Source organism: Parasutterella sp. (assembly GCF_057870745.1).
Genome location: NZ_DBMALT010000060.1, coordinates 1 through 10,960, shown reverse-complemented (window position 1 = coordinate 10,960; position 10,960 = coordinate 1). Strand labels below are relative to the sequence as shown.

Sequence of the window (10,960 nt, the reverse complement as noted above, 5' to 3'; positions counted from 1 at the left end):
TTCGGCTCTACTACAACGAGTTAAGAAATTAAAAAATCGTAGACTCTAGAACTGGCGGGGGCTCAAAGCCTCCGCTTTGTCATTCTGGTATTGAAAACGGGCGGGCAATCTAGAAACTTTTTCCTTAATTTTTGAATCTGGCATCTCAGTTATCTTTTCATGAAATTAAAAATTTTGTTAAAAGCTTTTTGAATCGAACTTTTCTTTTGGAACCTTCCCAAAGAGATCAGCTCTGAAAGCAACATTTGATTATCCTGAGAATTTTTTTTGAAGGATGAATCATCGTCATGCCAAGAACAAGAGAAATGGTGGCAAACGCAAGTTTTCTCAGTAGCAGCGTCTATGACAAAAGTATTACCAGAGCAAGGTGTTAACGGGGAGAAATATTCTTGGGGTAAAACCATGATTCCAGCGATGGTCGTTGATTCAGAGAGATTTGGAGTGGATCCCATTCCATCAGGATTATGCCCAAATTTATGAAAATACAACGCAGACAATTGTGGTGCCATAAAGTAAAAAACTTTGCGCCTCCACAAAACCAAATCTCCAAAGCCCTCGTAAAGGTTACACATAAAATTGGGCATTGGGCTGTCAGGCTTCATTACCATAGAATGGGCTGTGTACCATCCTCCCTGTTTATTATCGATGCCGATAGCGCCATATACGGCATTATTGTTATTGACTTCTGTAAAAATAGTGCTAAAAAGACTTCCATTGGTTACTTCAATATCTGCATCAAAATAGACCCCACCATATTCCTTGAGTAACCACCAGCGAAAATAATCTGAAAGAAAAGCAAAGTCTTTTTGACTTGCTGCATAAGAAGAAAACGCACAATTATCTAGAGGAAGGTTATTTGCGTTCCAATGCATGACTTTGAAGTCTGGCAACTCCTCCTCCCAAGTCTTTAAATACCGTAAATAAGGATCAGGCTTCCCATCAAAGCCAAAGTAAATTCTATGAATAATTTTTTCCATTTAACTTCTTCCTTAAATATCTAAAAGTCTTGAGGAGGAATGCAACAGGATGTTCCTTAGCAAATTTCATAACCCGCTCTTCGTCCAATGTTCCATCGCTCCTTCTCATTGAAAGCTCGCTCTCTATCTCAACTTGGGGCAAGGAGCTCAAATAGTCGCAATATTCCTTAAAGAGTAAAGGATTGTGCCTGTGTTTTTCTCGTTCCGGATCCACCTTCTTCACGTTTGAATTTGAAAACAGGTGGTAAATACAAGTGTTTTCGGAGACATTAAGTTGCTTCCCGGTTGTCGTAAACTTTGGTGAAAAGTAATCTTGGGTATAAATCTTCACCTTTTCACAAATAATAGGAGAATCGAGTCGTGGGAAAAAACCTTTATCTTTTTGGTAACCCCTTTCCCTAAAATAAAGGCTAATGAGTTGAGGACCAATAAACCCCCTTTCTTCTTTCCAATGCCAAAGGGGGCTGGATAAAGGACCTTCATAGAGATTTAACATAAAATTTACAAGGTCTGAATCCGGTTTCGCTGCTACGGTTTGTGCGGTTGGAAATCCATTGTTTCGTTCCTCAACTCCAACAAAGGCATCATATTCATCAGACTGATAAAGTTGTTCCAAAAGTGTGTGAACTTTAGGCCCATTTAACACTTCACAATCCGCGTCCAAATAAAGCCCTCCATATTCTTTTAACACTTTCCATCTGATGTATTCAGATAAAAATACAGGAGCTTCTTCTTCAAGTGATCTCTTAATCCAGTCAACTTCCAAGGGCATAGGAAAAGTCTCTGCATTCCAAAACTTTATCTCATAATCTGGAAGCTCTTTTTTCCAAGTGTCTAAAAATCTCTTAAAAGGGTCCCTGAATGGGGGATAATTCTCAAAATAGACTCGATGTATGATTTTAGGGTTTTTTAATTTGCCCATTTGAGTCCTCTTTCTCGTGCCATCTGGCTATATTCGTCAATTTGTTCATTGATCAGGAAACGCATATTTTCGCTTCCTGAATAAAAACTCTTGTACCACTCTGCTGTAAATTGGATTGTTTCTTTGAACGTAAGGACAGCCTTCCAACTAAGATCATTCAGCGCCTTGTCACAACAAAGCTTTAGGAGCCCGCACTCTTTAAGTTCTTGATGTCTTTCATCCAACTCAAAAGAAAAAGCGGGCCAATACTTGGACAATTCAAGTACTACATCTTTCACCGTATGTACAGAATCTGAGGAAGGGCCAAAGTTGTAACTCTCGTTTCTAAAAGAATTTTTTCCTTCTAAAAAAGCCTGATATTGCAATGCTCCCAGCCATAAGTAACCCGACAAGGGCTCCAAAACCAATTGCCATGGCCGTGTAGCAAAAGGATTTCTAATTTCCACACCTTTTCCATGACTCCAGGCTCTTGCACAATCAGGGACAATTCTATCCTCGGCCCAATCTCCTCCTCCAATTACGTTACCAGCTCTTGTGGTCGAACAGACAGGACTTTCCTCGTTTCCATAAAACGAGTCAAAGTAAGAGTGACAAATGAGTTCGGCGCAACCCTTAGATGCACTGTATGGGTCACTGCCTCCCAATGCATCTGTTTCCCTGTAGCCATAGACCCATTCGACATTTTTATAAGCTTTGTCACTAGTGATCATGACAATAGACTTAATAGAGTCACAGCTTCTGGCAGCCTCTAAAACATTCATTGTGCCAATTGCGTTTGTTTGAAAAGTCTTAACAGGATCCCTGTAACTTTTTCTGACCAAAGCTTGGGCAGCTAAATGGAATACAAACTCGGGCTTCTCTTTATTTAAAATCTCTCGAATTGCTGACAAATTGCATATGTCAGCAAAATAAGATTTAACAAATGTATCCATCTGGCCAGCTTCAAAATTAGAAGGCTTGGTAGGAATTTCATCTGAAATACCGATAACTTTTGCCCCTAATTTGTCAAGCCAAGCGCATAGCCAGGACCCTTTAAAACCAGTGTGTCCTGTAACTAAAACCTTTTTATTTTTATAGCAATCATTAAACATAAGTAATCCTTAGAATTCCATCCAGGGCCTAACATTAGAAGACCACATCTTATTTAATTCAGTATTATCTCGTAAGGTATCCATGCACTTCCAAAAACCATCATGTTTAAACATCATTAATTGTCCCTCGGAAGCAATTTTTTCCAGCGGCTCTTTCTCTAAATCACAGCTGGGGTCTAATTCAAGATAATCCAAGACTTTTCTGTTAAATACAAAGAAACCGCAGTTAACATAGGACGGGAGAATTGGTTTTTCCTTCCAGCTTGTGACTTCTCCATAATCATTCGTCTCAACTGTTCCAAACCTAGAGGGCATTTTGACACCACAAAAAGTGGCTAGTTTCCCGTGCTTTTTATGAAATTCAATAAGCTTATTTATATCGATATCTGCAACCCCGTCGCCGTAGGTCACCATAAATAGCTCAGAATCAATATAGTCTTCAACCCTCTTAATTCTGGATCCTTTTTCGGTATCTTCACCAGTATCCACCATCCAAATTTTCCAATCCTTTCTTTTTGCTGTGGGAAGAACTTGCAAATTACCTGATTCCAAGTCAACAAAAAGAGAAGAATTTTGTTGATAATAATTACTGAAGAAGTCCTTTATCACTCCGCCCTTATAGCCCAGCGGCAATACGAAGTCCTTAAATCCATAATGAGAATATCTTTCCATTATATGGCACAAAATAGGTTCACCGCCTATCGTAGCCATTGGTTTTGGAATACTGTGGGTTAACTCACTCATACGTGTTCCTTTTCCCCCACAAAGAATGATGGTTTTGATATTAGACACTTTTAACTCCTAATAATTTGTTTTGTAAAATTCTATAGTTTCTGTAAGACCTTTAATTAAAGGATATTGAGGTTTCCACCCAGTCAATTGGGTAATTTTTTGGTTGTTACCTACGACAAATCTGTCCTCGAAGCTTTCTGGTATTGCTCCCCATAGAACATTGCTTTTGCTAGAAGTTATTTCGATAATAGTTTTAACAATATCTCGGAGGTAAAGAGGCTGACCGGAACATATGTTAAAAGGACCTTCAAGATCGGAATTTATTAAAGCAACAATTGCTGACGCAACGTCTTTTACATACAAATAATCTTGATACTTATCGCATAAGCTAACAGGAATATTTTGACTTGAAAGGGAGTTCTTTATTACTGTTGGCATTAATCTAGCTGGTTTTTCGAATGGTCCGTAACAGTTAAAAATACGCCCCCACTGAAGTTTTACCCCATAATTCGCGCAAACTAATGTAGCAAGCCTAAACAAAGAGGCTTTAGTTTGTCCATAAAGGCTACTGTTGTTTAAGGGAGTGGAATCTTCATTAAAATAGCCGTAAGAAAAATCATATTCAGAGACTGAGCCGGCCATGAATATCTTTTTTCCTGAATTCTCACAAAATATTTTTAAAAATTCCAACGAATACTTCAGCCAGTCAAGGTTGGCTATCGAACCGTGACACTTAGGTCCCGTGAACCAAGGAAGATAAATACAATTTTCAAAGTATTCCTCACCTAAAACCTTCGCAACTTCAACAGGATTGCTGACATCGCATTTAATAACCCTGATTGCCTCACAAAAATCTTTGGGATTTGTGTGGGAAAGACAGACAACTTCGTGGCCCCTTTCGATTAAACAATCAACCACATGCCGACCTATAAAGCCAGAACTTCCTACAACCAAAATTTTATCCATCTTCTTAATTTTTAAAAATAAAAGCAAAATTTGAAGGCTTCTCACCTAGACCCTAACATTTGATAATCTAGAGACCAAAGCTCAAACAATAATCAAGAGAAACTGTAGAATTTTAAAGGAAAATTAAAAATAATCTTGGATGATGAAGAGCTAGTTTTATATGACGAGCCTAGAAAAAGCTATGATTTACTGAATAAGAGAATAAAATTGCTCAATAATTTATTTAAAAGTATTTACCGAAATCCTTTTTCTCTTTTCAACAGAAAAAGGTTGTTACGACTAAAAAGCATTCTAATAGAAAGATTATCATGTTATTCTAGTTACGAGCACCCAGATAAACCTTGCATTTTTTTCGACATGTCAAAGGTGTGCCTATATGATAAAGGAACAGGCATTCAAAGAGTCGTAAAGTCCATATTTTTCGCTCTTAAGGCGATAGAGGAACAACGTAATTTCGTCGTTGTACCTGTCTTTGCAACGTTTTTCTCCAAGGGATATTCATTATTACAATGTGAAACTATTGGAAATAATCTTAAATTCACCAACCTAAGAAAATATATAGAGCCACGTGTTGGCGACGTTTTTCTTTCTTTTGAAAACGAATTCAATTCGCAAGCATCTTTGAGGAAAGTCTTTCTTTCCTACAAAAAAAATGGTTGTAGAATTATCCTGGGAGTACATGACATTCTTCCGATTACGATACCTACCTGTTGGCCCCCTGGTTATACGGAGTCATTTCAAAACTGGCTTATGTCTTCTCTCGATTATGCTGATTTTATTTGTGTTAGCAAATATACCCAGCAACAGCTTGATGAATGGATTAAGAAACATACGAATAAACAAGTCATGACAACTCATTTTTGTCTTGGCTCAAATTTTTCTAAAATATGTTTGGATTTAAAAAATTTTGAAAGTTCTTTGAAAAAACTTATTCCTGAAGGTTTAACCTTCTTGATGGTCGGGACATTAGAACCCAGAAAAAAACATCTATTCGTCATTAAGGCCTTCGAGCATCTTTGGAAATTAAAGATCGCTGTCAACCTGATTATCGTTGGAAAAAAAGGATGGATGATTGATGAGTTAACTAAATACATTGCCAATCATTCTCAGAAAAATAGAAGATTATTTTATTTTGATAAGGTCTCAGACACGGACTTAACTTATTTTTATATGACTTCCGACGCTCTTATCGCCGCTTCTTTGGACGAAGGTTTTGGCCTGCCCTTAATTGAGGCCGCCTCTTTCAATCTTCCAATCATTGCACGAGACATCCCTGTTTTCCGAGAAGTAGCTAAAAATTCAGCTTTCTACTTCCAGTCAGATTCTTCAGAGGGTTTCTCTCGAGAGGTTTTGCATTGGATAAACTTAAAAAAATCAGATTCAATTCCAAAAAGTAATAATTTAGAATACTTGACTTGGTCACAATCTTGTGAAGAATTATTAAAAAAATTGAAATTATCTAATCTGTAAAAGAGACTGAAATATGATTCAACCTGTTATTCTTTGCGGTGGAAGTGGAACAAGACTCTGGCCTTTATCACGCTCTACTTACCCCAAACAATTTGTAAACTTCGACGCAAATAGTTCACTTTTTTCTAAGACTTTTCAACGCGCGTCACACATAAGCAATGAACCACCATTTGTAATATGTAACAAAGACCACCGACTCTACGTTCAAGCCAATATAAAAGAACAAAAATCCAATGCCTTAATAATTGTTGAACCCCTTGCAAAGAATACTTGTCCTGCAATTACAATCGCTGCGCTTGCAGCCCTCGATAAAGACAAAGAAGCTATATTGGCGGTATTTCCCTCAGATCACCTTATAAAAGATGAGGAAAAATTTATAGATTTTCTAAAGGAATCTATAGAAATCGCGAAGTTGGACTATTTAGTCACTTTAGGTATTGTTCCTGAATATCCTGAAACTGGTTTTGGCTACATAAAAAAAGGGAACAAACTCACTGACAATTCTTTTCAAGTATCAAAATTTGTTGAAAAACCCAATGAATTCACTGCAAAAAAAATATTTGCAGAAGGAAGTTACTTATGGAACTCCGGAATATTTATTTTTAAAGCGAGTATTTTTTTACAAGAACTGAAGCAATATGATCAAATTTTGTACGAGTATTGTGCGAAGGCATGGCTTGATCGCACTGTCAAAGACGACTTTTGCTTCCTGGGGAAAGAAGCATTCTCAAAACTGCCCTCTATTTCCATAGACTACGCAGTTATGGAAAAAACAAAATTAGCTGCAACAGTACAATCGAACTTCAAATGGAGCGATCTGGGTTCATGGAAATCATTTTTTGAAACTGGTGAAAAAGACCAATCTAACAACGTTTACAATGGGAATGTTCTATTAAAAGACACAAAAAACAGCTACATTTTCAGTTCCGGAAGGCTTGTGACAGCTCTTGGAATTAATAATCTTGCTATAGTAGAAACAAAGGATTCAGTCCTTGTCCTTCCACTAGAGCGCTCACAAGAAGTGAAGGCTCTTGTAGAAGATGTTAAAAAAATAAATTTAGAGCTTGTTGAAAAAAATCCTTTAGTTTTTAGACCATGGGGAAGTTATGAAGGATTGGCGAGAGGCGATAGATTTCAAGTGAAACGTATCATTGTTCAACCTAATGAACAATTATCATTACAAAAACACCATCATAGAGCAGAGCATTGGATAGTTGTTCAAGGAACTGCTTCAGTAACTATAGGCTCAATAGAAAAAATAATAACTGAAAATCAGTCTATCTACATACCAGTAGGAGAGACTCACCGATTGGCAAATCCTGGAAAAATTCCTCTTATAGTGATTGAAGTACAATCTGGTTCCTACCTTGGGGAAGACGATATAGTAAGACTAGAAGATAAATACGATAGGATTTAATTAAGTAGAATCAATGTATGCGCATTGAGATAATTATCTCAATGCGCGACAAAGCCGAGGTATTGAAAACGTCTGTAGCAACGGCTATCAATGAGAAATTACAAGTCAAAAGAATTATAAAAAATGATTCAAAAGATTAGTCAGAATTGGATTGAATACGTATCTGAACCTTAACTAATTGATGTTAAAGAAAAGTTTAATCGTACGAATCCTTATGTCGTCGTTTGTCAAGCACATTCCTGAACACTCTTTAAAACTTAGCCTCATCTCCTTATACAGCCTATTACTGCTCAACGAACATTCGAAAACACATCCCATACAAAGTTCAATAAATCAACCCGTTAAGGTTGTTCAAAGTGTTCTAGGGATTAGTGCCGATTGGTTTCTGGTTTTAAAAACAGAAATGTGCTTGTCAAACAAAACTCTCCCTGATTTCTCTCAAGTATGCGAACGGTCTTCGCAATGGTGCGAACTCCGATACTCACAGGTGCAAACAGCTCACTGAACACGGTGAGGAACGCTGCATCAAATTAAGAGAAGTAGCTGGATTCTCAGCGGTGCGAACGATATTTCAAATCGTTGGGCCTCGTAAGATTTTACATTGCCTATTAGGCAAATGAATTTGCAAATTGACTTTTATTTTCCATGGGTCAAATTAACGTGGAATAAGCTGTAACGGAGGCTTGCCGAGGTTACCCTGTGTTTAGCCCCATATATTGAGCAAAGCCCCGATAGACGGGGCTTGTAGCTGATTTTCATTTTTTTCTTTCCGTGTTAATTCCTCAAGTTCTCGCTTACTACACGTCGATAACTCTTTAGATACTCAGGAGCCAGCATATTTTCTTCTGCCACGGTGTGGATTCCAAGGATTCGTTTGATTTCACCCATTGAAGCGTACAGAGGCAGCTTATTTAACCCAACAGCTTCTAGAATTTGGTCGACAGCAAACGGAGTCTCGTCTCTATGCTTCTCGTAGGTGCGCCAGACAGACTCATGGTCTTCCAGAGCATTCTGGCTAAGATGGGCTTTTTTCTTTCCGGTGAACTCCGGTCTATAGAACTGCGGATCCAGACCCATATTCAGCCACATCTGAGGCGTTCCGTCAGAGGACGGAGTTGGAAGCACCAGAGCTTGAGCCAGGGCATGGGTTATTTTTTCAGCAGAGCAAGTGTATTTTTTAGCTTCAAGTTTTTCCTGAACCAGTCTCATAAGCATCAGGGACAGAACACACAGGTAGCAGTGAGCAACGATATGTTCTTTAAGACGAACGTGAACCGGACGGATGCTGAAGGAACTTTTCATTACTCGGAAGCAGTCTTCAATTCCTACCAGACGATGGTATGTCGTCAGAACTTCTTCGTCGGTAAGCGCAACGGCATTCCCGCCTTTGGGATGAGAGAAGACAAGTGCCGCATAACCAGCGTTTCTTCGTCGCTCTTCGATAATGTCTTGTTTTAGTCCGACGGCCCGATATTGCTCTTTTTCCTCAGGTGTCCGGGCTGCCTCTTTATTGGTTTGAAGTAAAGCGCGCCATCCGCTTTTGTACGGATTGCCGGTCAGGTACCCCTCGGAGACTGCCTTGGCTGCCTTTGAGATCTGCATTTCCAGATCCTTTAATTCCCTTTCCCGGCGAGTTGGGCTAAATGTATAGACGATTCTGCATTTGATGGAACGCTGCTCTTTCTTTGGATTTCCGCTTTTAGTTGTCTCCTCTGTTTCAACATAAAACTTCTTAATATGGTCGCAGACTTTGAAGCGGGCTTTGTCTTTATCAACACCGTCTTTGGACGAGACTCGGAACGTGCCTGAGTCATCGACAACGTAATTCCGATATCCGGCGAGGTCGAGCATCTCTTTTTCGAACTTTTCCTGCTGTGCGTTGACCTTTTGGGCAACGACAAAGCCGAGTTTTTCTTCTTGGATCTTCTCAAGTTTCTGTCCGGAATTAAGCCCCTTATCAGCCACAAAGTAAATGTCTTTGACCGAGTATTTCTTTTTTAAGCTCTCGATCATCGGCTCGACTGTATGTATCTCGGCGATGTTGCCGGCATAGACCTTGCAGTCAATCGGGAACCCCGTTTGGTCAATCGCAAGAGCTACCGTAACGATAGGCTGAGCAAAGCGGCTTTCCTTCGAGCGCCCGCGCATCCTCAGAACATCTTCTTTGCTAATTTCAAGCTCATCAGTAAGATTTTCCAGAAATTCTTCGCTCTCCAAATAAGCTTGTATTTCCTCGTTAGAAAGAGCTTGATCTCGCAGCCGAAGCGTGGTTTTTCTTGTGTACCGGATTACTTGCCAGGTGATGTCGTCATAAGGCGTTTCGAACCAAGTATTCGTACAATCGAAGAAGGCAACCTTAATCTGCCCCTTAGTTTGCTCCAATCGAGTCTTAACGGCGTGCTTGATTAAGCTCTCCCTGTGTTCGTACACAAAGTCCAGAGCTCGATAAAAATTATCCTGAACCACATTGTTCCAAGGGCAATACAGAAAGTTGCTTTTGGAATTGCTTGCGCTGAAGTAGGACTTCGGGTCGATAAGCTTTAGGGCACAAAGATAGAACAGAAGGTCGTTAAGACGCCAACTCTTGATTTCTGTTGAAGATTTTTGAAGATACTCAATCTTATATTTCAGTCCCAGATCTTTCTCCCAAAGCGGCTTGAGTGCCAGATGACCGTAGTTCAGAGGAAAGAGTCGATTGAAATTGCTTCTCGGAGCAGGTACCGCATCGGTTTTGGCAACTGAGCTGACTGCCGAGGTGATGTCTTTTTCTCGAAGTTGAAGTTCGAAGCTTTTCGCTAATGCCTGCTTTGCCTTTTTATCAAGGTAGGCATTTCTGACTTCTTCGGGGAGTTTGTCGAAGTTTCCGAGGTTCTTAACAATCCGGTTCGTGTGCGTACCCTGCTTTTTCCCGGGAACAGTCTCGAGAAGATAGAGGTAGCGCTGATTTCGAATTCTCCTGACTGATAGAAACATCAAATACTCCGAAAAATCTTTTAATACATATGATTATATCATAAATTAACACGGCAATACGATAAGAATAAAATTAGGCTGTGGGTAAAGAAAAATCGCCCTGCTCATTGGGGCGGAGATTAAATAAAATTAACCGCTAGAAAGGTACTAAATGCGGGTATTAGGCAAATGAATTTGCAAATTGACTTTTATTTTCCATGGGTCAAATTAACGTGGAATAAGCTGTAACGGAGGCTTGCCGAGGTTACAGCATTATGCCGCGTAAGTAATTTGACGCCTAAATTCAATCTCTGGAACCCCGGTAGTTGTCAGTACGTGTCTTATAGATTTCTTTCCTAAATAATTCTACTGACGGATACTGCCTCTAATTAAAAAAGGAGGCAGAAGATGCAGATTGATTGGCCGCGGTACG

General features: G+C 39.3%; 8 protein-coding genes. 2 read left to right on the top strand and 6 right to left on the bottom strand.

The genetic code is table 11. The annotated features are described in order from the left end of the window. Positions 1–149: 149 nt before the first annotated feature. The 5 genes from ACZND6_RS11915 to ACZND6_RS11895 are packed head-to-tail and all read right to left on the bottom strand — an operon-like array spanning position 150 to position 4,688. A complete protein-coding gene (locus ACZND6_RS11915) occupies positions 150–977 on the bottom strand; it encodes a glycosyltransferase family 32 protein (protein ID WP_489524725.1) in 828 nt (275 codons plus the stop codon). Next, positions 958–1,899 (bottom strand): glycosyltransferase family 32 protein, encoded by a 942-nt coding sequence (locus ACZND6_RS11910; RefSeq protein WP_489524724.1) that lies wholly within the window; start codon positions 1,897–1,899, stop codon positions 958–960. The genes ACZND6_RS11915 and ACZND6_RS11910 overlap by 20 nt, the downstream gene beginning before the upstream one ends. Further along, a complete protein-coding gene (gene rfbG, locus ACZND6_RS11905; protein WP_489524723.1) occupies positions 1,887–2,990 on the bottom strand; it encodes a CDP-glucose 4,6-dehydratase in 1,104 nt (367 codons plus the stop codon). Before rfbG ends, ACZND6_RS11910 begins: the two co-directional genes overlap by 13 nt. A gap of 9 nt (positions 2,991–2,999) precedes the next feature. Then, a complete protein-coding gene (locus ACZND6_RS11900; protein WP_489524722.1) occupies positions 3,000–3,782 on the bottom strand; it encodes a glucose-1-phosphate cytidylyltransferase in 783 nt (260 codons plus the stop codon). Positions 3,783–3,791: 9 nt separating this feature from the next. Next, the gene (locus ACZND6_RS11895; protein WP_489524721.1) at positions 3,792–4,688 is read right to left on the bottom strand and encodes an NAD-dependent epimerase/dehydratase family protein; all 897 of its coding nucleotides are present in this window, start codon (positions 4,686–4,688) and stop codon (positions 3,792–3,794) included. A 135-nt stretch (positions 4,689–4,823) separates the two neighbouring features. On the opposite strand from ACZND6_RS11895, the gene ACZND6_RS11890 reads away from it, so the two are divergent. Together ACZND6_RS11890 and ACZND6_RS11885 are read left to right on the top strand one after the other, a co-directional pair. Further along, positions 4,824–6,158, top strand: coding sequence for a glycosyltransferase family 4 protein (locus ACZND6_RS11890; protein WP_489524720.1), 1,335 nt, complete (start codon positions 4,824–4,826; stop codon positions 6,156–6,158). Between the two features lie 13 nt (positions 6,159–6,171). Further along, positions 6,172–7,575, top strand: a complete 1,404-nt coding sequence (locus tag ACZND6_RS11885) for a mannose-1-phosphate guanylyltransferase/mannose-6-phosphate isomerase (protein ID WP_489524719.1) — start codon at positions 6,172–6,174, stop codon at positions 7,573–7,575. A 774-nt stretch (positions 7,576–8,349) separates the two neighbouring features. Here the strand turns inward: ACZND6_RS11885 and ACZND6_RS11880 are convergent. Next, the gene (locus ACZND6_RS11880) at positions 8,350–10,548 is read right to left on the bottom strand and encodes an IS1634 family transposase (protein WP_300875813.1); all 2,199 of its coding nucleotides are present in this window, start codon (positions 10,546–10,548) and stop codon (positions 8,350–8,352) included. Positions 10,549–10,960: the final 412 nt, after the last annotated feature.

What these genes read in the sequence shown, in the direction of transcription:
- ACZND6_RS11910 (WP_489524724.1), bottom strand. Translation starts at nt 1,899, where the DNA reads ATGGGCAAATTAAAAAACCCTAAAATCATACATCGAGTCTATTTTGAG.
- ACZND6_RS11895 (WP_489524721.1), bottom strand. Translation starts at nt 4,688, where the DNA reads ATGGATAAAATTTTGGTTGTAGGAAGTTCTGGCTTTATAGGTCGGCAT.
- ACZND6_RS11880 (WP_300875813.1), bottom strand. Translation starts at nt 10,548, where the DNA reads ATGTTTCTATCAGTCAGGAGAATTCGAAATCAGCGCTACCTCTATCTT.
- rfbG (WP_489524723.1), bottom strand. Translation starts at nt 2,990, where the DNA reads ATGTTTAATGATTGCTATAAAAATAAAAAGGTTTTAGTTACAGGACAC.
- ACZND6_RS11915 (WP_489524725.1), bottom strand. Translation starts at nt 977, where the DNA reads ATGGAAAAAATTATTCATAGAATTTACTTTGGCTTTGATGGGAAGCCT.
- ACZND6_RS11885 (WP_489524719.1), top strand. Translation starts at nt 6,172, where the DNA reads ATGATTCAACCTGTTATTCTTTGCGGTGGAAGTGGAACAAGACTCTGG.